A 26,638-nucleotide genomic window follows, 5' to 3' on the forward strand; every position below is an offset into this window, starting at 1 on the left:
CGATCGTTATGGATTTTAACGGCTTACTTGATTATATGGTGGAGAAAAAAGCATCGGATTTGTTTATTACAGCCGATGTTGAACCCTCGATTAAGATCAATGGGCAAATTTTGCCAATTGGCTCGACTAAGTTACCGGGCCCGACTGTCGGTCAAATCTTACATTCGATTATGTCTGACAAACAGCGTAAGGAATTTGCCGATACGCGAGAATGTAACTTTGCCATTAGTAATACCAGTAAATCTGCTCGTTTTCGTGTCAGCGCCTTTCAACAACGTGACCAGCCAGGTATGGTTCTGCGTCGTATCGAAACCGTTATTCCAACGATGGATGAGTTGAAATTACCGCCGATTTTAAAAGAATTAGCGATGACCAAGCGTGGCATTATCATTTTCGTAGGTGCAACGGGTACAGGTAAATCAACCTCTTTGGCATCTTTGATTGGCTATCGTAATGAAAATAGCAAAGGTCATATCATTACAATTGAAGACCCGATTGAATTTGTACACCAACACCGAGGCTGTATCATTACCCAACGTGAAGTGGGTATTGATACCGACTCTTTCGAAGTTGCCTTAAAGAATACGCTACGTCAGGCACCTGACGTGATTCTGATTGGTGAGATTCGTTCACGAGAAACTATGGACTATGCGATTGCCTTTGCTGAAACCGGTCACTTGGTTTTTGCAACACTGCATGCCAACAACGCCAACCAGGCCATCGATCGTATCATTCACTTCTTTGAAGCAGATCGTCATAGTCAGCTATTCATGGACTTGTCTTTGAACTTAAAAGCAATGGTTGCGCAGCAGTTGATTCCAACCATTGATGGTAATTCACGTCGTGCTGCCATTGAGATTTTGATCAACTCACCTTTAATTTCAGACTTAATCCGTAAGGGTGAAGTGCATGAAATTAAAGACCTGATGAAGCGTTCTCGTGAACTAGGTATGCAAACCTTTGACCAAGCCTTATATGACCTTTATAAAGCCAAGCAAATTAGCTACAAAGATGCGCTCAAACATGCCGACTCACCGAACGACCTGCGTCTACAAATTAAATTGTCTGAAGAAGGCGGTGAGCATTTACTGCGTGCAAATTCAAATATTACCTTTGATGGTCAACATTAATTTTGCTTAAACGCTTTCGGAAATAAAAAACAGACTTCACATGAAGTCTGTTTTTTATTCATTCTCATCCGCATCGGATTATTTTTTACGATATGCTTCTTGGCATTCAGGCGCATCACAATAGCCATAAAGATTTAATGAGTGACCTGTAAGTTGGAAACCAAATTTTTCTGCCACTTGATGTTGCTCATGCTCAATCACATCATTAGTAAATTCCACCACTTTATTGCAGTTTTGACACACAATATGGTCATGGTGATCTTCTTGCATAATCTCAAAAACAGAATGATTGTTTTCAAAATGATGGCGTTGAATAATACCTGCAGCTTCAAACTGTGTTAACACGCGATACACAGTTGCTAAACCCACATCTTCACCCTGTTCAAGTAAAGTCTTATAAATATCTTCTGCGCTTAAGTGATGTTGTCTTGAATTTTCAAGCAATTCCAATATTTTAATTCGTGGAAGTGTAACTTTAAGTCCAGCTTTACGTAAATCTTGATTTGAAATAGGCATGAAAAAAGGTCTCTCAACAAAATTAAAGTTGGAATATGCAACAAAGTTTAGATGCAGTATGATCTATCCTTGGATCAAATGCATCATAATTAATTTGGGATAGTTTAGCAAAATGCAAAAAATCATGCTGACGTTATTTGTCACTTCATTGCTCGTAGGCTGTTCAACCTTGGGCGTTTATAAAGTTGATATTCCACAAGGTACACCTTTAACTCAAGCACAAGCGGCTAAAATTCAAGTGGGAATGAGCCACCAACAAGTTCGCTTTTTGCTAGGTAGTCCAACTGTTGCCGATCCAATGAATCCGTTACGTTGGGACTACATTTATAAGTATACCCCAGGAACATATGCTAAAAAAGCCAAGATTCCTGCTGCACATGGTCAACACTTAAAAATCTTCTTTGACCAAAACGGTATCGTTCAAAAAATTGAAGGCTTAGAAACCATTCCAGAGTCTCAACCTGGCTTACCAGGTTCTAAAGAAGCGATTTTAACTGCGCCACCACTATAGTCGCTTTCAGATAAAAATAAACCCCTAAATTTAGGGGTTTTTTTTATAAGTACAATTGTTTGAAACGATTGCCTCGACAATAACGACCAACGGGATTTTTCTTGGCGCGATTACGACGAATATCTTTCGGATTAATGGTTAATGCACGATAGATTTCGACACGATCACCTGCTTCAAGTAACTGAGATGAATCGCTTACACGCGCCCCGAAGATTCCTAGTGTTAATACTTCTGGTAAATCTACTTGTTTTCGAATGCCACTTTGCACAATAGCATCTTCAACCGTCATACCGGGATTAAAGATTAGAGGAATTAATATCTGCTGTTCCACGCTCGCATAAGCCACCCACACTTGTAACTGAGCTGTCATTAGAATAACTGCCCAATCACAGCCACCAATGCCAATATTATTGACAAGGGCACTACGATACGTACAGCAATACGCCAAATATTATAAAAGGTTTCATGACTGAAGTTCATTGACTTACGTAGATGACTAATCTTCATAATCCAACCTGCGAAAATCGCATAAATCAGACAAATAATTAAGCCCCAAATCAACAAGGCAATATTAAATACTGGAACAACAGTGCTCAGTGCCCATACAAAAACCGCAACCAATAAAATCGCCCATTGCACCACTATGGCCAATTGGCGTTGTTGTAATTGTTCACGTGCCATTTGAATCAGCAATGCTGAAGCTGCGACTAAACCCACAACCAGTGCTAAAGCAGATACTTGTGCTTTTGCTGCGAAAAAGGCAAAAGCAACCACTGCCAAAAGTTGAGCGATCCAAATCGGAAATACCGTTTTGCTTGCAATCTCTTGTTGCTTCACGGCTGGTAAACTTGACTGCCAATACAAGCCCATCCCCAAACCACTTGCTACGAGCGCCAAGACAGTTGCATTGCCCCACTCACTAAATTCGAGCGCAGTCATTTTCCACTCTGGTAAGGCAGTTCCCATAACATTCGCTAAAACTACTGCAGCAATCACACCAATAGCGGTCAAAATCACTAAAAATTGGCGTGGTACAAACGACAATGCAAATGCAATGACCGCAAGGACAGCCAAAATAATGCTATAGGCAAAGCCATTAGCTGTAAAAATTGCCACATATTGCGACGCGGCTGAAAGCATGGCACCTGCTAAAAATGGAATAAATACTACGGCAAGCCAACCGACTATACGCCATTTGGGTGAAGCATCCGCATCACGTGTTAGCGAAGACAGTGCTTGAACTGCTGTAATTTTTGAACGTTTTGCTAAAGCAATTTCCAAATAACATAGCGGTAAAGCTAAAATAAGCATTGTACCTAGCCACAACAGCCAGAAATCTAGCTGACGTTCAATTTGAATACCTGTTACCGGTGCTAAAGTTGCAATAATGATAAAAGATAAACAGAACGCCATCAGTGGCGATAACCATTTCGACATCGCATTGTCCTGCATGACAAATTCCTTTGAAAATTCTAGCGCTATTTTGCCTTGCTGTGCCTTGAAAATCAAAAACAAAAAGCAAATCACCTTAAAGGTGATTTGCTGCGCAAATGATATTATTAGAATTTAATTGTTTTTATTTCATTTTTTGAGGTTATGAAAAGAAACGTGCAAACCAATTTTTGCCTTTTTTCTTTTCTTTTTCTTTGATGATACCCATCATATTTTCTTTAACCGCACCGACATAATCAGCATCATCGTGCTGAATATGGTTAATCAGCCATTTTGAAAGCACTTCATGTAATTCATTTTCAATCGCATGCCCCATTTCAAAACGGTCACGGTAAGATTCAATTTTTTTAATAAATAAATCATGTACGCGTTTATGTGGCACACGATATTTATAACCCGCTTCTTCTTGTAAAGATTCTTCGAAGGTAAAATGTGATTGCGTGTAATCAATAATGTTTTCCAGAATTTGTTTTACACGATCACGATCTGTATTTGCGTCAATGCCATCAATTTCATTGATGTAGTCAAGAATCCGTTTGTGTTGATCGTCAATCACATCGATACCAGTATTGTATTCTGGAACCCATTTCATTTTCATTACGACCACCTATAAATATGAAGGACTTATCACGTAAATTTCATCATATAATTAAAGAACTTAAATAAAAATGAAGTAAAAAGGTTGGTTTTAATTGAAATACTGCCATTTATATTGTAATCAATTGTTTTTATTATGTTAATTTATTTAATCCCGAGTATAAAGCTAAGATATTTTTTAATCAATTCAATATCTTAGAAAACACCCTTAATTCAATAAAGTGTAAGATATTCATTTTTATAATGAATATCTTTCATTCAAAATTAATACTGATCTGCACGTGTGACACGTTTTAAAGATGGGTCCAGCCGCTCACGTTCTAAACGTTCAACAACCGTCTTTGCAGCACGAATTGGACGACCATGTTGAAATAAAATCATTTCACCCGGCTCAAATGCTGTCCAAACTTCGTTTTGCGTTAGGGGTTCAGTGGTAATCACGGCAACACGGTCTTCAGGCGTAGTGACTTCACTAAAATCGACTTCAACATCAATATCAATCAACTGTGCAGGCTGAAATGGAAACTCTCGAACCAGCCAATGCAGCTTGGTAATCGCATAACTAAAGAGCGCCTGCCCATTCGACAAACAAAAATTAAAGGTGCCATGTTCTGCAATTTTCGGAGAAATTTCCAATAGCAGATCAAATACCTGATCGAGTGTTGGTTCGGTATAACCAAAACGTTTCACCATTTGCTCGAGCAAATAGCAAAAGGCCAATTCACTGTCGGTATTACCGACGGGGCTGAAGCGCCCCGTGAGCTCAGGCTGAAAGCCATGCAGGTCGCCATTATGCGCAAAAATCCACTGTCTGCCCCACAATTCACGGCTAAATGGATGTGAGTTTTCAAGATTAATTTTGCCTTGTGTCGCTTTACGAATGTGTGCAATCACATTGCGAGATTTAATCGGGTAGTTTCGGATCAGCTCAGCAATCGGAGACTCTACAGCAGATTGATTGTCGACAAATAAACGACATGCTTTATCTTCAAAAAAAGCGATACCAAAGCCATCACAATGATCTGAGGTAATTCCTGCTCGCTGCGAAAATCCCCGAAACGAAAAAGTAATATCGGTAGGAGTCGCACAATTCATTCCGAGCAGCTGGCACATATCGATCATTTCAGCAGTAAATCTATGATTTCTCTATTGTGCATGACAGTTTTAGTTGTTGTAAATCTAAAATCGGCGCCATTGTAAGAGTTTTTATAATCCAACAGGGCAAATACATTATTTGATCTTTTCAAATGTCACTTAGCCAACTGATAAATAATAAAAAAGCCTCAAAAGAGGCTTTTTTATATCAAAAAATGCTAAGTATCTTAAGCTTTTTTCACATTGGTTCGATTGGTGATTAAAGTCCCCACACCATGATCTGTAAAGATTTCAAGTAATGTTGCATGAGGTACACGACCATCAACGATATGCGCGCTGATTACGCCGCCTTTGACTGCATCTAATGCACAGCCAACTTTCGGAATCATGCCGCCATAGATTACGCCAGTTTCAATCAAACGATCGACTTCTTGGGTGGTTAACCCAGTCAGCAGATTTTTATTTTCGTCTAAAACACCCGTGATATTGGTCAATAAAATTAGCTTTTCCGCACCCAATGCTTCAGCCACTTTACCTGCAACCAAGTCAGCATTGATGTTATAGGTGTTGCCGTCTTCGTCTACACCTAATGGTGCAATCACAGGAATAAAATCGCTTTGGGTAAACATTTCAAGTACGTCAGTTTTCACACCAACCACTTCGCCAACTAGACCTAAATCAATCTGTTTTACTGAACCATCTTCGGCTGTTTTTTCCATCAATAATTTTTGCGCACGGATCAAATTACCATCTTTACCGGTTAAACCAATCGCACGGCCACCGTGTTTATTGATTAAGTTCACAATCGATTTGTTCACGCTGCCACCCAAGACCATCTCAACAACTTCCATCGTTGCAGGGTCTGTCACGCGCATACCGTCGATACGATCTGATTCACGGCCTAATTGTTTGAGGAATGAATCCACTTGTGGACCACCGCCATGTACCACAATCGGATTTAAACCAACCGTTTTCAGCAGCACGATATCACGTGCAAATGAGCTCTCAAGCTCAGGATCCGTCATGGCATTACCACCATACTTCACTACCAGCGTCTTACCCGCAAAACGTTGAATATACGGCAAAGCTTCCGTCAGGATTTGTGCTTTGTCGATGCCAGTATGTTGATGTGGCATTTGCCTCTCCTTATTGAGCATCTGGAATGTCATGAGCAATGTCTGGATAGTGCTCAACTAACATGGAAACAAACAGATCTCGTATTTCTTTTAAGCGTGCTGATGAGTTGGCATCAAAGCGTAAAGTGAAATACTCACCTGTATTCGATGCTCGAATGATGCCAAATCCATCATCAAAATCAAGGCGTATTCCATCAATTTTACTGATTTGTGCCGGAATTCGCGCAGAATTAGCTTCAACCTGCTTTAAAACTTCCGCTGGATCATGCTGATGCGTACTGACATATAAATCTTCGGTACTAAAGCGCTCCGGATATTTCGCCAAAGCTTCTGACAATGTCAGTCCCTGAGCTTGAATATATTCTAAGACCCTTAAGGCAGCATATAGACCATCGTCATATCCACCACCACGACCGTCATTAAAAACATAATGCCCTGCGTATTCACCACCAAAAACCGCTTTGCCTTTAGATTGGGAAATATACTTTCGCAAGAAACTACTGCCCGTTCGAATCATGATAGGCTGCGCATCTAGATCACACACGGTATCCCGAATCATTGTTGAACATTTCACATCAAATACCACCTCTGCATGTGGTTTTTGAGTCAAACAAATTTCAGCAAATAAACACAATAATCGATCTGCAGAAACGACTTTGCCAGTTTCATCAATCAGCACTAAACGATCACCATCACCATCTAAAGCAATGCCAATATCGGCTTTTTGTAGCTGTATGGCTTGGCGGAGATGGGTTAAATGTTTGAGCTGTGATGGATCTGGAGCATGATCAGGGAAATGTCCATCAGCTTGGCAACGTAATGCCAAAACTTCACAGCCTAATTTATTTAATAATAAGGCTGCACAATGCCCAGCTGAACCATGCATGCCATCGATCACAACTTTAAGCGGTTGCTGTAAATGAATGTCATCTAAAATGAATTTTTGATAAGCCAAACAATATTCAGGCTTGATTTCGTGTGGCTCAAGTTTAGTCATCAAATGCACACGTTCCGATGAGAAACAATTTCGTGCTTCGACTGCGACGTGTTGAATCATCTCTGGACAAGGTGGCTCACCTTTGATAATCCACTTGATACCATTATCTGATTTTGGATTATGGCTCGCCGTCACCATAATGCCATTGCCTTGAAATTGTCCCGCAATAAAATACAACATCGGGCTTGAGCAGCAGCCAATAATTTCCGCTTCAAGGCCAGCATCATGGCAGACTTTTTGAATTATTGTTGCATAGGTTGGACTGGTTAAACGCGCATCATAGCCAATAGCAAGGCTCTTTTGACCTGCATCTAAATATTGTTTTACTAAGCCGTAAGCAATCGACTGAACTAAATCAGCATTTAATAGCGATATTTTCCCACGAATATCATATGCACGAAAAATATGTTGCGGAAAGTGATTAAACAGTGAACCCATACTATGTTCTTCTAATTACATCTTTATTAATTAAAAAATCTAAAATTCTCATGAGAATTTAAGCTTTTAATTAAAGGATAAAATCCTGTAAAAAAGTGTAACTTTTTTATAACAATTTTAGTTAATAATCAATTAATAATATTTAAGCACTGACCAAAAATCTGACAACAATCTAACATTACTTCTTGTTTTCAAGATTATTTTCATAAATAAATCTTTGAGTTACATTTAATTAACTTGCTTATTTTCTTTTATCTAATTAAATTTTTACTTTTCCAAGATTTTTTATATTCAAAATCCACTCTGTACACATATAGTAAATTGATCAAAATAAAATCACTCATCATTGATTCAGATATTCATGTCATTCAAAAGTATAAACGTATTAAGTTCATCAGAATTCAACACTCTCTGGTAGGCACCATAATCTTTCACGATAAAAATCTAGATATTATGAATAAATTTAAAATTTAAATAAAAACCATCACGAGGATGGTTTTTATTAGCTACTTGATTGTAGGCATTTACTTGTCAACACACTGGATCAAAAGTCTCGCGCTGATTAGTTTTTACCTGTATGACCAAAACCGCCTGCACCACGTTCAGTGGCTTCAAACTCATCTACAATATCAAACTGAGCTTGTACAACTGGCACTAAAACATATTGTGCTAAACGCTCACCCGGCTCTAGGCTAAATGCCGTTTGGCTACGGTTCCAAACAGATACCATCAATTCACCTTGGTAGTCTGAGTCAATCAAACCGACCAAGTTACCCAACACGATTCCGTGTTTATGACCTAAGCCTGAACGTGGCAGAATTAAACCTGCAAAGTTAGTATCTTCGATATAAATCGATAGGCCTGTTTTTACCAGAACAGTTTGACCCGGTTCAATTACGGTGGTTTCTTCTACACATGCACGGAGATCAAGACCTGCCGAACCTGCTGTGGCATAAGTTGGCATTGGCCATTCCGTACCTAAACGTGTGTCGAGAACTTTAACTTGAACTTTCATGGTTCATTCCTGTTTCAATAAAACGAATTTCAAAAAATAAATAAAATATTCTACGCTTTAAGCTTTAACGCTTAATCAGCGCGCGTAAATTTTCTAAATAATGCTGTGCTTGCTGTTTAGGATCGATATCCCCTGCCAGCTTTTTCTTGCGGCCTAACCACTCCAATTCATCTTGTGGCAGTTCGTCCAAGAAACGGCTTGGTGTCATTTGTCGCATTTGACCACCGGCTTTACGTTGCTCTGCTAGAGTCATAGTTAAGCCTTGACGTGCACGAGTAATCCCTACGTACATCAGTCGACGTTCTTCCTCAACCGTGTCGGCAGCAATGGAGTTTTTATGCGGTAGAATTTCTTCTTCCAGACCAATCAAATAAACGAATGGAAATTCCAGACCTTTCGACGCATGAAGTGTTAACAAATTGACTTTATCGGTGTCTTCTTCTTCTTGTTGCTGTTCTAACATATCGAGCAGCACCATTTTACGAATCACACTTTCAATGTTCTTTTCATCTACATCTTCAGCGCGGTTTATCAAACTTTGAATACTGCTATATAGCACTTCAATATTATCCAGTTTGGTTTTTTCCTGCGCAGGTGTAGCTGCAGATTCTTTAACATAGTCGATATAACCTGCTTCAATCATCATGCGACGAATGATCGGAACAGGTTCATCATCTTCTAATAATTCACGAGTAAAGGTCGAAATAAAGTCCGCAAATTCGGCCAATTGGGTTGTGGCTTTTTTCGGAATCGCCATGCTTAAGCGCTGGTCACCTGCTGCACTGAGTAAGGATAAATTACTTTCCTGCGCAAATAAGCCAAGCTTTTCCAAAGTCACCGGACCAATCGCACGTTTTGGCGTATTGATAATTCGTAAGAATGCGCTGTCATCTTCAGGGTTGATGATCAAACGTAAGTAGCTCATCAAGTCCTTAATTTCAGCACGAGCGAAGAAAGACTGACCACCCGATAATTTATACGGGATCTGCATTTGGCGTAGCTGTGTCTCCAAAGCACGTGCTTGGAAATTACCACGGTATAAAATGGCGTAGTCTTTCCAATTTTTACCGTTCATCAGCTTGTGCGTAATCAAGTCTTTTACGACGCGTTCTGATTCATCATCGTCATTACGACAAGTAATCACGCGGATCACTTCACCATGGCCTTTATCTGACCAAAGCTTTTTATCGAAAATATGTGGGTTATTGCCAATAACTGTATTGGCAGCTTTTAAAATACGACTGGTCGAGCGATAGTTTTGCTCAAGCTTAATCACTTTCAGATTACGGAAATCTTCCTTCAATAAAGCCATATTCTCAGGCTTAGCACCACGCCATGCATAAATCGATTGGTCATCATCACCTACCGCGGTGAACTGTCCCATGACACCCACGAGTAATTTCACCAAAATATATTGCGCGGTGTTGGTATCTTGATATTCGTCGACCAATAAATAGCGGATTCGATTCTGCCAACGATCACGCACTTCTGCATTTTCTTGTAATAAGCGCGTCGGCATGACAATCAAATCATCAAAATCCACAGCATTGTAGGCACGTAAATTACGCTCATACAGTTGATACAGATGTGCAAACTGAACGTCTTCTGCTGTTTCACAAGTGGTATGCGCTTGCTCAGGTGGAATCAGATCGTTTTTCCAATCTGAAATCATTTTCATGGCTTTGGCAATCAGCTCTTTACTTTCTGCACCGGATAAATTGTCGCGATGCATTAAGTCCATCAAAATGCGTTTGCAGTCATCTGCATCTAAAATAGAAAAGTTATTTTTTAACGGTGTATTTTTTAATTCCAAACGGAGCATGTTTAGCCCGAAGTTATGAAATGTAGAAACCGACAGCCCTTTTGCCTCTTCACGGCTCATCAGCTTCGTCACACGCTCTTTCATTTCACGCGCGGCTTTGTTGGTAAAGGTCATCGCGGTGATACGGTGCGCAGGAATACCACAATGCTTCACCAAATAGGCAATTTTACGGGTAATAACCGATGTTTTGCCTGAACCTGCCCCTGCAAGTACTAACAAGGGTCCTTGAGTGTATTTCATTGCTTCAAGTTGCTTGTCGTTCAACTGACTTGCCAGTGACATAGTCTTTCCTCTTTTTAATTCGAGGATGATTATAGTCATCTGAAACGATCTTGCCTAATGCAAAATGTATTTTATCGGTCATTAAAAATGCCATAAAAAAAGCCACCCGAGGGTGGCCTTTTGTTTCGAACTAAAACTTATTTAGTTTCGTAAACTGAGATTTCTACGCGACGGTTTTGTTCACGACCTGCAGCAGTTGAGTTATCCGCTACTGGAGAAGTTGAACCGTAACCACGTGCAGTAATACGAGTTGAAGAAATACCTTGAGACGCTAGGTAGTTTTTCACTGAGTTTGCACGGTTTTGAGAAAGTGGGTTGTTGATCGCATCAGAACCTGTGTTATCTGTGTGACCGTGTACAACGATTGCAAGTTTGTTTGCAGTACCGTCTTCACGCAATACTTTAGCAACGTCATTCAACGCAGATTGGAACTGAGATTGAATAGTTGAAGAGTTAGTTGCGAAAGTTACTGATGGCATAACAAGGTTGATCGAACCATCTGGATTACGACCTACGTCAACACCAGTACCAGCCAATTCTTGTTTAAGACGTTGTTCTTTCTTATCAAGAAGAAGACCTGCACCACCACCAACTACAGCACCAATTGCAGCTGCTTGACCCATTTTGTCTTTATCAGCATTAGAATAAGCAATACCAGCGCCTAAAAGAGCACCTAGACCAGTACCGATTGCTGCTTTGTCATATTCCATGTTTTGACAACCAGTAAGTGCCATTGCCCCAACTACTGCCGAAATTACTAGTGCACGCATTGCATGCCTCCTTCTTTGTGTTTTGTTGTATGGTTGAAATGATGAAGTAAAACAAATGGCTGAACCATTGATTTTTTGTTAATAATAAAACGTTTAGTTACAATTTGTAATATGAATACGAGATTTATTTGTTAATTCCATCACAATTTCTTCACAGTTCTGCAGATGCCCTTTTTTATTTAATCAACTCGAACTATATTTATTAGAATCAATCATTATTTGGACAATTTCCGCTAGGACTTTTTATATGTCATCTCAAACAAATAAGCAACCGACACTAAAAAAAATTAGCAAAGGACTTACCGTCGGTTCAGTTATGACAGGCAGTACTTTTTTCCATGGTCCTCCTGTACTAGCCCTTGGTCTAACCAAACTCTTTAAAAAATCAAAAAAGGTTGATGAAACCAACATAAAAATTACCAACAGTTGGCTCACGGTCAATAACTGGTTAATTGATCACGTTTTACCCAACACAAAATGGGATATCACCATCGATGAAGGCCTCGACTTAAATTTGCATGGTCGCTATCTCATGACCTGTAACCATCAGAGTTGGGTCGATACAACAGTTAACCAATATTTTGGTTTAACCCGTATGCCACTGACGCGTTTCTTTACCAAATGGGAACTCATTTTCATTCCATTTGTTGGACAAGCTTTTAAAATTTTAGGCTTCCCAATGATGAAACGTCATAGCAAAGAACAAATCGCGAAAAATCCTGAACTTAAATATCGAGATATGGAAGAAGCGCGTAAATCTTGTGAACAGTTATTGAGCCAGCCTTTTACCCTGCTGAACTATTTGGAAGGCACTCGCTTTACCCCTGAAAAGCATGCGCAGCAGCAGTCACCGTATCAAAACCTTCTTAAGCCAAAAGCGGGTGGTTTAGCACTGGCACTCAATATTTTAGGGGATCAAGTTGATGCTCTCGTAGATATGACCATCGTCTATCCAAATGGTGCACCAGGTTATGGCGAATTTTGGCTAGGTGAAGTTCCACGTATCACCGTGGATTTACGTAAAATTGAAATTCCAACGTGGGTGCATGGCGGCAACTATGAAGATGATGCAGAATTCCGTGAAAAATTTCAGCATTGGGTGGATGAGCTGTGGACGGAGAAAGACCAACTCATTACTCGTATGAAAGCTAAATACTCAGTTACTGAATAATTAAGAAGAAGTTTTATGTCGCAGAACAGCATGCCGCAAAACAAGAAATCTAAATATCATCATGTCAATCCAAACAGTTGGTCATTCAAACTGTTTTTGATTTATGACATATTCATGGTGTTTATTATTGTTTTTAACTTGTTCTGCCTGTGCATGAACTTTTTCCTCATGAGCAATCTTGGCAGTTGGTTCTTTAACAGTATCCACCTGCCCGATGTGCTGAGTTTTTACCGTGAACATTTACATCCATGGGTGATTACTACCGAAGCGTGGTTCATTATCTTTTTGATTGTAGAATTGTTGGTGCGCTGGGCGATTGCCATCATCAACAAGCACCATCAGCGCTGGTTCTTCTTCCCGTTTATACATTGGTACGAAATTTTAGCTATTGTGCCGCATTTACGTTTCCTGCGTTTATTTCGTGCGGGCATTATTGCTTATCGACTGTATGAAATGGGCTATCAAATCGTGCCTTCTGCATGGCAGAAAAAGGCATTGTTCTACTATCGAGTCGTGATGGAAGAACTGTCAGATCGAGTGGTACTCACCGTACTCGATGGAGTTAGACATGAGTTAAACACCAGTACCACACATAAAGATTTGATTAGCAATGTCGTTCAGCATCACCGCGAATTATTTACCCAAGTCTTGGCCGAAATTTTGCAAGAAAATTTAAGCAAAGAACTCCGTGCTGAACGTGAATTGATCGCCAAAAACGTCGGACAAATCGTCAGTCAGGCCATCGAAGACACCCCAGAACTCACGCAGCTATTGCGCTTAGTGCCAATCGTTGGCAGCCGCATTGAACAGCAGATTCAAAGTATCGGGCAACGTTTGGGTGAAAATATTACCCAAGGTTTAATTTCCCCGTTGGCTTATCCCAATACATCGACGGCTCAGAAACCCAATCTATATTTAGACATTTCACAGCGTGTTAGCCGTATTGAAATCGAAAATAATGCCCAGCTGGATGAGTTGGTTCGCTCTGCGGTTTTTGAAAGTCTAGAAGCTATTCGTAAGCAAGTGAAAGTAAAACAGTGGCAGCAGATTATGCAGGAGCAGGACCAAGCTACAGAATAAACACTTAGTCAAAAATAATTGCGAACTCCGCTAGAGTATTCATGCAAATTGTTCTAGGATTTGCTCTATTTACAACATAACTACTTCGGCACAAAAGTAATAGTTAGAAGTCTCAAGGATTCAATATGGCTGATATACGGATAAAAGGCAAAATGGTCAATGCGATTCGCATTCACCTCGATACCAATGATCATGATGCGATCCGCCAGCAACTTACTCCAATGTTCCAAAAGGCTTTTCCACCCGGAACATTAGCCGTGATTGAAAGTACGGTTGATCAAGAACTAATTGCACTGATTCAACTGCTTATTAGTATTGAAATTCAACCGATTGGTGTCACTGAAGGTCCGCTATCTGACCAAGCACGTGCTATCCAATTTCCCGTAGTTCCTGCGGATCGCAAACTACAACAAGTTAAACCGACACGCGAACAAGTGGTTGAAGAACCCGCGCCTGCAGAAGAAAAAACCGAAGATAAAATTGCTGCAGTCGAAGTACCAACCATTCGTCATGCCACGTCGTATCACAATGAAATCTTGCGTACAGGTCAATGTTTAGTCCAAGACCATGGCGATATCATTATTAATGCTGGGATTAATAGCGGTTCAGAAGTAATTGCTTCAGGAAATATACATATTTATGGTAGTGCTCGTGGTAGAGTCATTGCCGGAGCTGGTGGGAACACGGCTGCACGTATTTTCTGCCATTCATTAGAAGCTGAATTGGTTTCAATTGCAGGGACTTACTGTGTCGCTGATGACATTCCACCTCGTGTGGTCAAACAGCCAGTACATATTTATTTGAATGACCAGCAAGAGCTAGTATTTGAAGCTTTGCAATTTTAATGTATAAATAATCACCAAACCCCTAATTAAAAAAGGGGATTTAAACCATAACAGGAGTGGATTCGGTGGCGAAAATTGTTGTCGTAACATCAGGTAAAGGTGGCGTAGGTAAAACAACTACAAGCGCATCTTTTGCAACAGGTTTAGCCCTTCGCGGCCACAAAACTGTTGTGATCGACTTTGATGTGGGTTTACGTAACCTTGACTTGATCATGGGCTGTGAACGCCGCGTTGTATATGACTTTGTAAACGTATTGAATAACGAAGCTCGATTACAACAAGCGCTTATTCGCGATAAAGATATTGAAAATCTCTACATTCTGCCAGCATCTCAAACACGTGATAAAGACGCGTTAACAGATGAAGGTGTAGCTCGTGTAATGGACGAACTTTCTCAAGAGTTCGATTACATTATTTGTGACTCACCTGCGGGTATCGAACGTGGTGCAATTTTAGCAATGTATCATGCTGATGAAGCGATCATTGTGACGAACCCAGAAATTTCTTCGGTACGTGACTCTGACCGTATTATTGGTATGCTCGACAGCAAAACCAAAAAAGTAGAACAAAACGAAGGTCGTATCCGTAAGCATCTATGTATTACACGTTTCAATCCAGAACGTGCGGATAAACAAGAGATGTTGACGATTGATGACATTTCAAAAGATATTTTACGCGTACCGACTTTAGGTGTTATTCCTGAATGTAAAAGCGTTCTACAAGCATCAAACGAAGGTAAACCAGTGATTCTGTTTACAGAAGAAGCGGCTGGCCAAGCGTATGATGACCTTGTTGCACGTTTCCTTGGTGAAGAGCGCCCTTACCGTCACATTACGGTAAAACCTAAGGGTTGGTTAGCACGTCTATTTGGAGCGTAATCATGGCAGGATTCTGGAGCAAACTTTTTAGCAGCGACGAGAAACCGTCAAGCGCACAAACGGCAAAAGACCGTTTAAAAGTTATCGTAGCATCTGAGAATGGTTTAGGTAAACGCCTTAGCCAAGACAAAATCGACATGATGAAAAAAGAAATCATGCAAGTGGTAAATCGCTATGTTCGTGGTGTAGATGAGCAACATATTCAAATGTCTGTTCGTTCTGAAGCGAATATTGAAATGCTTGAAATGAATATCAATTTGCCTGAAGAACGTTAATCTGAATTCTGATTAGCCAAGTAAATTGAATCAAGGCAAAATGTGAGGCTGGATCAGTAAAGCGCTGCTTTACCCAGCCGCAAGACGAGAAGCTTTGCTTCGAGTGGGCTGGATTAGTTTTATTCCTGTGTTAGATCAAAAGCTTTGCTTCGAGTAAACGGGATAAAAAATAACTTTTGATCCAACCATAAAATGAGTCGCTTAACTTAGAGATGGCGAATAAAACCATTTTACTTGCGTACTCATTTTTGCCTTTTTGTATTTTTAAACCAGCAAGGAGATTGCGATGGCATTATCTCAGCCAGCAACGTTCAACGAAGAATGGTCAGATGAGCGTGTATTTGCCTACCTTACTCAGCTTCCTCCTGAAGGAGTGAATGGCGACTTTCACGTGCTTTACCATGCTTTCAAACATATGCGTCCAAATGACTATGAGCGTCTTTTGACTCAATTCGTTGCCGATGGCCGTGATGTGAACGCAACTAATCCTGAAGGTCAGCGTATTCATGACGTGATTGCTCAATACCCACGTCAAAGCGCAGGTTTCCTCGAAGTATTGGCAAAATTTGCTTAATTTCGAGTACCAAAAAGCCCGCATGATGCGGGCTTTTTTATCTTATTTAATACCGGCGTTATTGAATATCATCATAATCAATGCACGGTCAACATGAGCAATGGAAACATCAAGCCAAAACCAATGGTTTGCACACTAATAATCGCCGCCATCAGTTGTGAATCGCCCTGATAATAGCGTGTCAAAATATAGGACGATGATGCCGTCGGCAAAGCAAAAAAGACCACTAAAATCATCCGTTCAAAATCAGTCAAACCCATCCATGTACTCAATAGATAAGCCATACATGGCATTAACATGAGGCGCCCTATCGTATTTAAACTTAAACGACGTAGATCGGCGCGCATTTGCTGAAACTGTAATGCTGCCCCAACGGAAAGTAGTCCGAGCGGTAAACTCATGGCTGCCAATATTTTTAATAATTCAGGTAAGCCTTTAAACAGACTCAAGCCTGATAAATTAAACAATACCCCTGCCACACAGCCTAAAATTAAGGGATTTTTTGCGATGGACTGACAGGTCTGCCCCAATTGCTTCACACTTAAATTTGAAAAAGCCAATACTGAAATAATATTAACTAAGGGCACAGCAACGGCAATTAACATGGCAAACATTTGCATGCCTTCTGAGCCAAACAGCGCCCCCATTAATGACAAGCCAATATAGGTATTAAAACGAATATGACTTTGGATATACACGCCAAAACGCTGCACGGGGATATGCATAAACTGCTTGATCCCCCACAACACGATGCTGATCAAACAGGTGCCCGCAACCAGTACTGTCAACATTCGTGAAACAGTGTTCATATCCAATTGCACGGCTGATACATTCAAAAATAGCAGCACAGGAAATAAAACGTAGTAATTGAGTTTTTCTGAATTTGCCCAAAATTCATCCTGAACAAACTGTGTGTATTTAAGCATATAGCCCATCGCTATTAATGCAACGAGGGGAAACAATGCGACGACGATATTCATGCTGTACGCCTTGAAATAAACAAGCTATTTCATCTTTAACCATTTATGTAGCACAATATAATCCTCATCTAGACTCATAACAAAATGAGTAATTACTCATGGCAATGACATTTTCTCAGCTTGAAATTTTTATTAAAGTCGCAGAACAACAAAGCTTTACTCTCGCTGCTCGACAGCTGGGAATTACTCAGTCAGCTGTCTCTCATGCCCTAAAGTGTTTAGAGCAACATTGGAATGTCAGCTTATTTAGCCGTGAACAAGGCGCTATTGCCCTAACACATATCGGCCAACAACTTCTACTACACGCAAAGGAAGTACTCAATACAACGCAAATCATGCAACAAGAAGTGCATGCCGCACATGGTATTCAACAAGGAACGCTGAGAATTGGCTCTTTTGGTTCTTCTAGTTCGATTCATCTGCTTCCAGAGCTATTAAAGGCATATAGAGAGCGCTATCCGCACATTGAGATCTATGTCGAAGAAGGTACCGATGCAGAAGTGTCTCGTTGGATTTCTGAACGTCAGATTGATGTGGGTTTTGCCGTACTCCCTAAGCCGCAGCTGTTCACCTTCCCGTTAATTCAAGACATTTTCATTGCCTTGATTCCAGATAGTTATTCAGTTTCCAAACACAGTCATTTAAATATCCAAGACCTGCAAAATTACCCCTTTATTATGACCCGTGCGGGCAGCCAGTCCCATGTCGAAAAACTGCTTAAACAACACTACATACAACCTAAAATTACCTATCAAATGTCGCAACTGTTAACCATTTTAAACATGGTGAATTTACAGGAAGGGATTGCTATCGTTGCGGATATGGCTATGCCTGCTGAGCTGTTGGCGCTACATCCACATGTGGTTAAACGTCCACTCTTTCCAAATACCCAACGGCAGATTGGACTCGCCGTAAAAAATCAAAAACTCATGAGCCCGGCCTGCAAAGCTTTTATCGAACTGGCCCAGTCCATGTTCTACCAAGAAGAGTTCACAATCTAAAAATAAAAAAAACCTGCCGAAGCAGGTTTTTTGTTTTAGGACTTAGACCAAAATATCTCGTTTACCATTTGGCCCCATCCCACTGACGATGCCATTTTCTTCCATCTGATCAATAATCCGTGCAGCACGGTTATAGCCGAGACTGAATTTACGCTGTAAAGATGACGTCGATGCTTTACGTGTTTCTAAAACGAAACTAACACATTGATCATACAACGCATCACGGTCTGATCCGCCATCACCATCTTCAAAACCGCGAGATGTCGGCTCTTCATCATAAGGCGTGAGGATTTCATCGACATAATTCGGTTCACCGCGCTCACGCCATGCATCACAAATACGGTTCACTTCATCGTCTGAAATAAACGCGCCATGTACTCGTTCAGGTTCAATTTTACCCGGTCCGAGGAACAACATATCACCATGACCCAGTAAGTCTTCCGCACCACCAGCATCTAAGATAGTACGTGAATCCAGTTTACTGTTCACACGTAGCGCAGCACGGGTTGGAATATTGGCTTTGATCAAACCCGTCACCACATCTACGGTTGGACGCTGTGTCGCCAACAGCAAATGAATCCCTGCTGCACGTGATTTTTGTGCAAGACGGGTAATCATTTCTTCGGCTTTTTTACCCACTTGCATGATCATGTCAGCAAATTCGTCGGCAACAATTACGATCAACGGCATTGACTGTAAACGTGGCGCACGACTTTGGGTTGCAGAGTCATCTGGCTTCCAAGTTGGATCAATCAGATCTTCACCATTGGCCATTGCTTCTTCAATTTTACGGTTAAAGTCAGTCAGCTTACGCACTTTCATCAAGGACATCAGCTTATAACGACGCTCCATTTCATTGACACACCAGTTCAATGCACTCACCGCATCTTTCATGTCGGTTACAACAGGCGTTAATAAATGTGGAATATCGTTATAGTTGGCAAGTTCCAACTGTTTCGGGTCAATCATGATGAGTCGCAGTTGCTCAGGTGTGTATTTCAACAACATCGATAGCAACATGGCATTGACTGCGACTGACTTACCAGAACCTGTAGTACCTGCCACCAACATATGCGGCGCTTTCGCCAAATCGGCCAAGACAGGATTACCCGAAATATCTTTACCCATCGCCATACTAAGTAAGGCATTTGGATCACGGTATGCCGGCGTTTCTAACAGCTCAATAAGACGAACCATTTCACGTGAACTATTTGGGACTTCAATCCCGATATACGGTTTACCCGGAATAACTTCCACCACACGTACAGAAGCCATAGACATCGAACGCGCCAAGTCACGTGAAATATTGGTGACTTTAGACGCTTTCACACCAGGTGCCAAGTCAAGTTCAAAACGTGTTACGACTGGTCCCGGCTGTGCCTCTACAACTTTGGCTTTGACATTAAACTCTTGCAGTTTAATTTCTAAAAGTTCAGACAAGCGAGACAATTGCTCTGCAGTGAAATTGACTTTCTTGTTCGGATCTACAGGATCTAAGATTTCCAAGCCCGGCAAAGTCGGTAAATCCAAGCGTTTTTGTGCCACTTGCATCGCACGTGACATTGGACGACCAGAAGCATCAGTTAAAGGCGCATCAAAGTCAAAATCATCTTCGAGATCTAAATCGATGTCTTCAGGTTTACCCGCCGTTTCTTGCCACACTTCACGGAAAGCATCTTTATTCGAGCTGATTAAGGCTTTTTCATCATCAGATACAAAAGTCTGCGGCTGCGTATTAATTTCAGCACGAACCAAAGGCGTAGATTGCGCATAACTACTGGTTGTACGAACTGGCTGTGACTGTTCTATCGCTGGCTCTGCTTCTTCAACCAGCAAATCATCGAGATCATTAAATTCAGTTTCAGCACTGATATTTTTCGGTGTGGTCAGCGGTGTAATCTGTGCAGCAGCTACACCTAAACCTGCAACTGTGGCAGCAGCACCTGTAGCAAATTCATTTGAATGCGTTGCTGGACTTTCATTTTGAGCTGTATTAAATGGGCTATGCACATCCGTCGCTGTTTTACTATTTGGAACAGCCGCAAGTAGCTCATCAAAGATTTCATCATCATCCCAATCCACTGATTTTTTAGCCGCTGGCACTGCTTCTGTCGGAGAAGTCGAATGCACATCTGCTGTTTTGTTGAAATATTCAGTTTGATTGGCAGGCTGCTCTTCTTCCGCAGCTTTGAGTAAAGCATCAATATCTTGTTTATGACGTTGGTCATCATTGGAATGTAATGCGCGCCAAACTTCACCTGTTGCAACAACACGTTGTTGATCTTGTTCAAGCTGATGCACTTTCGCCAAGGTATGTTCAAAATCTTCATCAGATGGCGTAGCAGTCTCTGCCAAATCTACCGCAGATGAATGCTGTGCGTTCCATTCTTTGTCTGCCCATTCTTTATCGGCAATATCATCAAATAAACGTTCAGCGACGCGATCACGTACCTCAGGATCGACATCGACCGCATGATGTTCGTCGGCTGGTGTTACTGGTGCAACCACTTTTGATGCATGCGCAGCAGCACTATCTTTTTTAGTCGTTGGTACTGTACGGTCAAATGCGGTGTCGCCTTCAGGCACATTGCGATAGAACAAATCTTGCAGATAAGCTGGTGTGGATTTCATGGTTGCCCATGTCTTATTCCACTTGATGCCAAAGGCCAAAGTGAACAACATGATCCAAAATGCAATAAGAAATATTGCTGCACCATAGACCGTTAATATTTGTTCAAGACTTTGACCCAGTTCATAGCCAATGATCCCGCCCGATGCATTTTCTAAAGTATCTTCAGGGACATTCCAAAACAGGAAAAGTAAACTTGAAGTTGCCAGTAAAATAAAGAACTGAGCGGCATAGCGAAATGGACGGTTTAGAAAACTACGTGGCCACCACACTTGAATTGCTTCGAGAAATAAATAGACAGGTATCAGCAGACTTGCCCAACCTAAAAATCCATAGAGTAAATCAGCGATCCATGCACCTGCGACGCCGCTGGCATTTGAAACTTGCTGAGTATCACTGGATAAATGCATCCATCCCGGATCAAATGGCGTATATGTGACTGTTGCAAGGAACAGATATATCCCAAATGAAACAAGGAATAAAGTCATTATTAAGCGCTGTGCATATGCACCCGACACCGCTGTCATATACGTTCCTGTAACCAATTCTTCATGAATGTTTTTGTCATTACCCACAACAAAAATGGGCTGAATCTAAACCTGTTATTATGCACCTGTTCAATAAAAAAGATGCAAGATAATTTAAGTATAGTTGTTAACTTTCTTCTATATAGCTCAAAACGATTTCGATGATCAATAATATCGACTTTAATCTCACACAATCGTTTCAAACTTTGACGTATAATTCCACAAATTATCATATAAAAAAAGGATTCTACGGATGAGCGCTCGTCACTCACGTCTAATTATTTTAGGTTCTGGTCCTGCAGGTTATAGCGCTGCGGTATACGCTGCTCGTGCGAACCTGAAACCGACACTCATCGCAGGTATTCAATTAGGCGGTCAATTGACTACAACGACAGAAGTAGACAACTGGCCAGGTGGTGCAGAAGGCTTAACTGGCCCTGCCCTAATGGAACAAATGCAAGCACATGCTGAGCGTTTTGGTACAGAAATTGTGTATGACCATATCAACGAAGTTGACCTCAATGTTCGTCCGTTCGTACTTAAAGGGGATATGGAAGAGTTTACTTGTGATGCATTGATTATTTGTACAGGAGCAACTGCACAATATTTAGGTCTTGAATCTGAAGCTGCTTATATGGGTCAAGGCGTGAGCGCATGTGCAACATGTGACGGCTTCTTCTATAAAAACCAAAAAGTTATGGTTGTCGGCGGCGGTAATACTGCTGTGGAAGAAGCACTTTATCTTTCAAACATTGCTTCTCATGTCACTCTTGTACACCGTCGCGACACTTTACGTTCAGAGAAAATCCTTCAAGATCATCTTTTTGCTAAAGAAAAAGAAGGCAAAATCAGCATCATTTGGAATCACCAAGTGGATGAAGTCATTGGCGATAACACCGGTGTGACTTCTGTACGTATCAAATCAACACATGATGGTTCAACACAAGACGTTGATGTGACTGGTATGTTTGTTGCAATTGGTCATAAGCCAAACAGCGGTATTTTTGATGGTCAATTGAACTTACGTGATGGTTATATCCAAGTTCAAAGCGGCACTGCGGGTAATGCAACACAAACGTCTATTCCGGGTGTATTTGCTGCAGGTGATATTGCCGATAGTATCTACCGTCAAGCGATTACTTCTGCAGGTTCAGGCTGTATGGCTGCACTCGATGCTGAAAAATACCTTGATGCACTCGGCGAATAATCTTTTGCTTCATTCATTTGCTTAGCTAAATAGTTTTAAAAAATTAGCCGACCTGATGGTCGGCTTTTTTATGTATGATAAATATCCGTATACCTCAATAAGAAGCTTGGCATGCCGATACTCCCTCCTTCTGAATTTACTTTCCCCGATCCAGTTGAATGCGATCCTGATGGTGAAGGTTTAATTTGCATCGGTGCTGACCTCTCTCCTTCTACATTGTTTGAAGCCTATAGCCATGGTCTTTTCCCGTGGTTTAGTGAAGGTGATCCGATTTATTGGTGGTGTCCTGAACCCCGCTGCATTATTCAACCGCAGGACTATCGTCCGAGCAAATCCTTATTACGCACCATGAAAAAAATGAACTATAAGATCACCATTAATCATGCGTTTGAAACTGTAATTCGCTCATGTTCTTTGCCGCGTAGTTATGCCAATGAAACATGGATTTCAGAAGATATTATTCAGGGATATTCTGCGCTGTTTGACGCAGGCTATGCTTATAGCATTGAAGTTTGGGAAAACGAGATCGTTGTCGGTGGCCTCTATGGTGTCAATATTGGTCATGGCTGCTTTGGCGAGTCTATGTTTAGTACACGAACAGATGTCTCTAAAATGGCGTTTTACACCTTAATGCTCATCGGGCAAGAGAATCAGTTGCCATGGATTGATTGCCAATTGGTCAACGATCACCTCTTAAGCTTAGGTGCGAGTACACTTTCTCGCCAACAATACCTTAATTCGTTACAAGATGTTGTTAAACAACCCTCTATCGATTGGAAAAAGTATCAGGACAGTGTATTTTCAAGTAAAACAATAGCGCAATGGGCAAGTCTCAGCGCATGACAATAAAAGAGGGATATTACGATGAATTCCTATCAACCGAAGTCCCTGTTGAACGAATTACAGTACTACATCACGCCTCCTCATGATTGTAGCTACTTAGAAAATAAATCTGCTCGGATGGTCTTTTTGGACCCGGTCCATCGTATTGATGTGGTCACATTATCTGAACTTTCCCGCATGGGTTTTCGTCGTAGTGGTGATTTTGTCTATCGCCCTGAATGTCATCTTTGTCGCCAATGTTTGTCCTCTCGCGTTCCTGTTCATGAATTTCAAATGAACAGCGTGCAAAAAAAAGCGTGGAAACGGAATCAAGATTTAACGGTGAAAATTAGCCGCCCTCAAGATGCCGATGCAAAGCATTATGCGCTGTACGAACGCTACATTAATGAGCGGCATGCTGATGGTGATATGTACCCACCTAGCCAAGATCAATTTGAAAAATTTTTAATTAATAGCTGCACTGACAGTTTCTTTATAGAGCTGTGGTTGGATGAGCAACTAATCAGTGTATCTACCTGTGATCCACTCGATGATGGTATTTCAGCGGTATATACCTTTTTTGATCCTGATGAAAGCCGTCGCTCACTAGGGACTTTTGCCATTCTGAAACAAATCGAGCATGCACAAAAGCTTGGATTGCAATATGTCTACTTGGGCTATTGGGTGCCAGATTCGCAAAAAATGAATTATAAATCTCAGTACATTCCACTGGAACTTCTGCTTGATGGACAATGGCGTCGACTCAATCGACCACTGACCCAAGAAGAAATTAGCCAACTGGGGGATTCCCTGATGACCACCTTACCTTCAGGTTGGAATAATCCTATTATTAAATAAAAGGGATCAAACAAAAGATCTTCAATAAAAAAGCATTCGTTTATTCACGAATGCTTTCTTTAAATCTGATGACGCTTCACCGCTTTTATTTAAATAAAGCTGCAAAATCATCAATACAAGCCTTCACCATAATAATGGCGTGCTCACGAGTTCCATCGGCATTTGGATAATAATTCTTTCGCAAATCGATTTGATGAAAATCCGCTTTTTCATATAAACGGATCGCTGGTTGATTACCTTCTCGCACTTCTAAGAAGATTTGAATGGGGTTATTTTTGAGTAAGGCAATAGATTCATCGAGTAATTGAAAACCTAATCCTTTGCCTTGCTGGCTCGGATCGATCGCCATTAACAATAAATTTGCTTCATCTAAAACGGGTTGTAAAATGCAAAAACCTACAACTTTTCCTTGTCGCTCAATCACCGTACTTTGATAGGCAGCAATCGATTCTTGAAATTGTTTTAAGGTCCAAGGATGGCTTTGTACGCGGCGCTCGATATCGTAAACCTGCTGTACATCAGCGTCTTGCATCAAACGAATCATCTTCGTTTATCTTTCTATAGCTAGGGTATGCGCATTATAAAAAGTTTGTCTATAAAGTTGAATAAAAAAAAGAGCGATTTACATCGCCCTTCTGAAAAAGTCACCACAGCGCTGTGATTAGAGACCCAAATATGCTTTCCACGTTTTTAACAAACCTGAAGTATCTAAATCATTCGGGTGAAAACCGGGTTTAAAATACATCAGCATTTCTTTCCCCATACCAGTGATGATGCCTTTTGAAGGGCTATAACCATAGGTATAAATATCTTTTAATGCTTCAAAATTAAGCTTGTTATCTTCTTTTAATAAACGAGCGACAAAATAACTTTGTACGAAGAATAAAGTCACCATTGCGCCAATCAATGAACCTGTACGGAGTGCGTAGGCCTTTATTCCCTGACCAAAGACACCTTCAAAAACATCATAAGCCACGGCTTTATGTTCATTTTCTTCAATCGCATGCCACAACCACATATTTTTCATGGTTTCATCTGTCATTAAAGCTTGAATATGCGGGTTAACTAATAACTGTGAAGCAATGGTTGCAGTGAAATGCTCAAGTGCCGTGGTTGCGGTTAGATCCACCATTTCTTGAGTAATGCCAACAGGTTTACCAATACGTGCAAAGACTTTGCGCACACCTTGGATAACACGACCCGTTGCCTTATCAAGTGTTTCGACATCATGACCGTATTTTTGTGCAGAAGCATTAAAACCCTCATGCTCTTGCGTATGCATCGCTTCTTGACCAATGAAAGCACTAATTTCTTTTTGTAGGGCTTCATTATTTGCGATTGCTGGGTGTTTACGTACGGCACGCACACTATCAATAAAGAACATTTCACCCGCTGGAAATAAAGCAGATAATGCGGTCATAAAATGTGTCAAACCTGCTGAGCCATTCATCCAGTACTCTGGTACCGCATCAAAATCAAAATTCATGCGACGTACAGGGAAACTTGCACCTGCTCGATTAGTAATCTTTACTTTAGCGTTCATGCCTAACTCCTTTTTGAGTTATGAAATACTCAAACTTTTTATTGGTTTTCTTGAGTTCATATTACGGTTTTATTTAATTGTTATTATTTCAGTTAAGGACTGTGAATTATCACTAAAGGACAGCTTTAAAAAAATATTGTCAGACAATTTCCCTATCACATTGAATAAGCATAAAAAAAAGCGCCTCAAAGAGGCGCTTTTTTACACACATTTAGTGGTTATGCAGTTACTTTAGAAACTACACCCGCACCAACTGTACGACCACCTTCACGGATCGCGAAGCGTAAGCCAGCGTCCATTGCGATTGGGTGGATTAATTCTACTGACATTTCTACGTTGTCACCAGGCATAACCATTTCAACGCCTTCTTTAAGCGCGATCGCACCAGTTACGTCAGTTGTACGGAAGTAGAACTGTGGACGGTAACCGTTAAGGAATGGAGTATGACGACCACCTTCGTCTTTAGAAAGTACGTATACTTCTGCGT

26 protein-coding genes and 1 pseudogene are annotated in these 26,638 nt (G+C 40.9%); 12 read left to right on the forward strand and 15 right to left on the reverse strand.

Going from position 1 to position 26,638, the window contains the following annotated elements; all coding sequences use genetic code 11:
• Positions 1–8: 8 nt before the first annotated feature.
• Positions 9–1,130 carry a PilT/PilU family type 4a pilus ATPase gene (locus FTT88_RS08595; protein ID WP_168379063.1) on the forward strand — a complete coding sequence of 374 codons (1,122 nt, stop codon included), beginning with the start codon at positions 9–11 and terminating at the stop codon, positions 1,128–1,130.
• A 78-nt stretch (positions 1,131–1,208) separates the two neighbouring features.
• Here FTT88_RS08595 and fur read toward each other — a convergent pair whose 3' ends face one another.
• Positions 1,209–1,646, reverse strand: coding sequence for a ferric iron uptake transcriptional regulator (gene fur / locus FTT88_RS08600; protein WP_078193101.1), 438 nt, complete (start codon positions 1,644–1,646; stop codon positions 1,209–1,211).
• Between the two features lie 112 nt (positions 1,647–1,758).
• On the opposite strand from fur, the gene FTT88_RS08605 reads away from it, so the two are divergent.
• On the forward strand, positions 1,759–2,157 hold the full coding sequence (locus FTT88_RS08605; RefSeq protein ID WP_078193102.1) for an outer membrane protein assembly factor BamE: 399 nt from the start codon (positions 1,759–1,761) through the stop codon (positions 2,155–2,157).
• A 43-nt stretch (positions 2,158–2,200) separates the two neighbouring features.
• Here FTT88_RS08605 and FTT88_RS08610 read toward each other — a convergent pair whose 3' ends face one another.
• The 9 genes from FTT88_RS08610 to FTT88_RS08650 all read right to left on the reverse strand — a co-directional run bounded on the left by FTT88_RS08610 (position 2,201) and on the right by FTT88_RS08650 (position 11,761).
• A complete protein-coding gene (locus FTT88_RS08610; protein WP_180004252.1) occupies positions 2,201–2,527 on the reverse strand; it encodes an RnfH family protein in 327 nt (108 codons plus the stop codon).
• Positions 2,527–3,609 (reverse strand): hypothetical protein, encoded by a 1,083-nt coding sequence (locus tag FTT88_RS08615; protein WP_180004250.1) that lies wholly within the window; start codon positions 3,607–3,609, stop codon positions 2,527–2,529. The genes FTT88_RS08610 and FTT88_RS08615 overlap by 1 nt, the downstream gene beginning before the upstream one ends.
• A gap of 142 nt (positions 3,610–3,751) precedes the next feature.
• Entirely contained in the window at positions 3,752–4,207 is a 456-nt protein-coding gene (locus FTT88_RS08620; protein WP_078190032.1) for a bacteriohemerythrin, read from the reverse strand.
• Between the two features lie 263 nt (positions 4,208–4,470).
• Positions 4,471–5,319, reverse strand: coding sequence for a class II glutamine amidotransferase (locus FTT88_RS08625; RefSeq protein WP_111885279.1), 849 nt, complete (start codon positions 5,317–5,319; stop codon positions 4,471–4,473).
• 209 nt (positions 5,320–5,528) lie between these two features.
• Positions 5,529–6,437 carry an acetylglutamate kinase gene (gene argB / locus FTT88_RS08630; RefSeq protein WP_078190033.1) on the reverse strand — a complete coding sequence of 303 codons (909 nt, stop codon included), beginning with the start codon at positions 6,435–6,437 and terminating at the stop codon, positions 5,529–5,531.
• A 10-nt stretch (positions 6,438–6,447) separates the two neighbouring features.
• The gene (locus FTT88_RS08635) at positions 6,448–7,872 is read right to left on the reverse strand and encodes a phosphomannomutase/phosphoglucomutase (RefSeq protein ID WP_180004248.1); all 1,425 of its coding nucleotides are present in this window, start codon (positions 7,870–7,872) and stop codon (positions 6,448–6,450) included.
• 562 nt (positions 7,873–8,434) lie between these two features.
• Entirely contained in the window at positions 8,435–8,887 is a 453-nt protein-coding gene (gene dut, locus FTT88_RS08640; RefSeq protein ID WP_111885270.1) for a dUTP diphosphatase, read from the reverse strand.
• A gap of 64 nt (positions 8,888–8,951) precedes the next feature.
• Positions 8,952–10,991, reverse strand: coding sequence for a UvrD-helicase domain-containing protein (locus tag FTT88_RS08645; protein ID WP_078193107.1), 2,040 nt, complete (start codon positions 10,989–10,991; stop codon positions 8,952–8,954).
• 137 nt (positions 10,992–11,128) lie between these two features.
• Positions 11,129–11,761, reverse strand: coding sequence for an OmpA family protein (locus FTT88_RS08650; RefSeq protein ID WP_180004246.1), 633 nt, complete (start codon positions 11,759–11,761; stop codon positions 11,129–11,131).
• 247 nt (positions 11,762–12,008) lie between these two features.
• On the opposite strand from FTT88_RS08650, the gene FTT88_RS08655 reads away from it, so the two are divergent.
• The 6 genes from FTT88_RS08655 to FTT88_RS08680 all read left to right on the forward strand — a co-directional run bounded on the left by FTT88_RS08655 (position 12,009) and on the right by FTT88_RS08680 (position 16,584).
• On the forward strand, positions 12,009–12,932 hold the full coding sequence (locus tag FTT88_RS08655; protein ID WP_180004244.1) for an acyltransferase: 924 nt from the start codon (positions 12,009–12,011) through the stop codon (positions 12,930–12,932).
• 15 nt (positions 12,933–12,947) lie between these two features.
• Positions 12,948–14,012, forward strand: coding sequence for a preprotein translocase subunit SecA (locus FTT88_RS08660; protein ID WP_373683051.1), 1,065 nt, complete (start codon positions 12,948–12,950; stop codon positions 14,010–14,012).
• 125 nt (positions 14,013–14,137) lie between these two features.
• Positions 14,138–14,857: a septum site-determining protein MinC gene (minC, locus tag FTT88_RS08665; RefSeq protein WP_180004242.1), complete on the forward strand. Its 720-nt coding sequence runs from the start codon at positions 14,138–14,140 to the stop codon at positions 14,855–14,857.
• A gap of 65 nt (positions 14,858–14,922) precedes the next feature.
• The gene (gene minD / locus FTT88_RS08670) at positions 14,923–15,735 is read left to right on the forward strand and encodes a septum site-determining protein MinD (protein WP_067670152.1); all 813 of its coding nucleotides are present in this window, start codon (positions 14,923–14,925) and stop codon (positions 15,733–15,735) included.
• A 2-nt stretch (positions 15,736–15,737) separates the two neighbouring features.
• On the forward strand, positions 15,738–16,010 hold the full coding sequence (gene minE, locus FTT88_RS08675; RefSeq protein ID WP_078190039.1) for a cell division topological specificity factor MinE: 273 nt from the start codon (positions 15,738–15,740) through the stop codon (positions 16,008–16,010).
• A gap of 286 nt (positions 16,011–16,296) precedes the next feature.
• Positions 16,297–16,584: a PA4642 family protein gene (locus FTT88_RS08680; RefSeq protein WP_067766167.1), complete on the forward strand. Its 288-nt coding sequence runs from the start codon at positions 16,297–16,299 to the stop codon at positions 16,582–16,584.
• 77 nt (positions 16,585–16,661) lie between these two features.
• Here FTT88_RS08680 and FTT88_RS08685 read toward each other — a convergent pair whose 3' ends face one another.
• The gene (locus tag FTT88_RS08685) at positions 16,662–17,564 is read right to left on the reverse strand and encodes an AEC family transporter (protein ID WP_180004240.1); all 903 of its coding nucleotides are present in this window, start codon (positions 17,562–17,564) and stop codon (positions 16,662–16,664) included.
• Between the two features lie 104 nt (positions 17,565–17,668).
• Between FTT88_RS08685 and FTT88_RS08690 the strand changes: the two genes are divergently transcribed.
• Positions 17,669–18,565: a LysR family transcriptional regulator gene (locus FTT88_RS08690; RefSeq protein WP_180004318.1), complete on the forward strand. Its 897-nt coding sequence runs from the start codon at positions 17,669–17,671 to the stop codon at positions 18,563–18,565.
• A 42-nt stretch (positions 18,566–18,607) separates the two neighbouring features.
• Here the strand turns inward: FTT88_RS08690 and FTT88_RS08695 are convergent, their stop codons facing one another.
• On the reverse strand, positions 18,608–21,721 hold the full coding sequence (locus FTT88_RS08695; RefSeq protein ID WP_180004237.1) for a DNA translocase FtsK 4TM domain-containing protein: 3,114 nt from the start codon (positions 21,719–21,721) through the stop codon (positions 18,608–18,610).
• Between the two features lie 253 nt (positions 21,722–21,974).
• Between FTT88_RS08695 and trxB the strand changes: the two genes are divergently transcribed.
• The 3 genes from trxB to FTT88_RS08710 all read left to right on the forward strand — a co-directional run bounded on the left by trxB (position 21,975) and on the right by FTT88_RS08710 (position 24,608).
• Complete coding sequence (trxB, locus tag FTT88_RS08700; RefSeq protein ID WP_180004235.1) at positions 21,975–22,928, forward strand: thioredoxin-disulfide reductase; 954 nt, start codon at positions 21,975–21,977, stop codon at positions 22,926–22,928.
• A gap of 111 nt (positions 22,929–23,039) precedes the next feature.
• Positions 23,040–23,771 carry a leucyl/phenylalanyl-tRNA--protein transferase gene (gene aat, locus FTT88_RS08705; protein WP_180004233.1) on the forward strand — a complete coding sequence of 244 codons (732 nt, stop codon included), beginning with the start codon at positions 23,040–23,042 and terminating at the stop codon, positions 23,769–23,771.
• 21 nt (positions 23,772–23,792) lie between these two features.
• The gene (locus FTT88_RS08710) at positions 23,793–24,608 is read left to right on the forward strand and encodes an arginyltransferase (RefSeq protein ID WP_180004231.1); all 816 of its coding nucleotides are present in this window, start codon (positions 23,793–23,795) and stop codon (positions 24,606–24,608) included.
• Positions 24,609–24,693: 85 nt separating this feature from the next.
• Here FTT88_RS08710 and rimI read toward each other — a convergent pair whose 3' ends face one another.
• From rimI to tuf, 3 genes and pseudogenes are all read right to left on the reverse strand, one after another.
• Positions 24,694–25,152: a ribosomal protein S18-alanine N-acetyltransferase gene (rimI, locus tag FTT88_RS08715; protein ID WP_180004229.1), complete on the reverse strand. Its 459-nt coding sequence runs from the start codon at positions 25,150–25,152 to the stop codon at positions 24,694–24,696.
• 117 nt (positions 25,153–25,269) lie between these two features.
• On the reverse strand, positions 25,270–26,151 hold the full coding sequence (locus FTT88_RS08720) for a metal-dependent hydrolase (protein WP_078193116.1): 882 nt from the start codon (positions 26,149–26,151) through the stop codon (positions 25,270–25,272).
• 218 nt (positions 26,152–26,369) lie between these two features.
• A pseudogene (tuf, locus tag FTT88_RS08725) lies at positions 26,370–26,638 on the reverse strand (elongation factor Tu); the annotation flags it as partial.

Origin of the sequence: Acinetobacter sp. YH01024 (genome assembly GCF_013420195.1) — a bacterium.
Classification (GTDB): Bacteria; Pseudomonadota; Gammaproteobacteria; order Pseudomonadales; family Moraxellaceae; genus Acinetobacter; species Acinetobacter amyesii.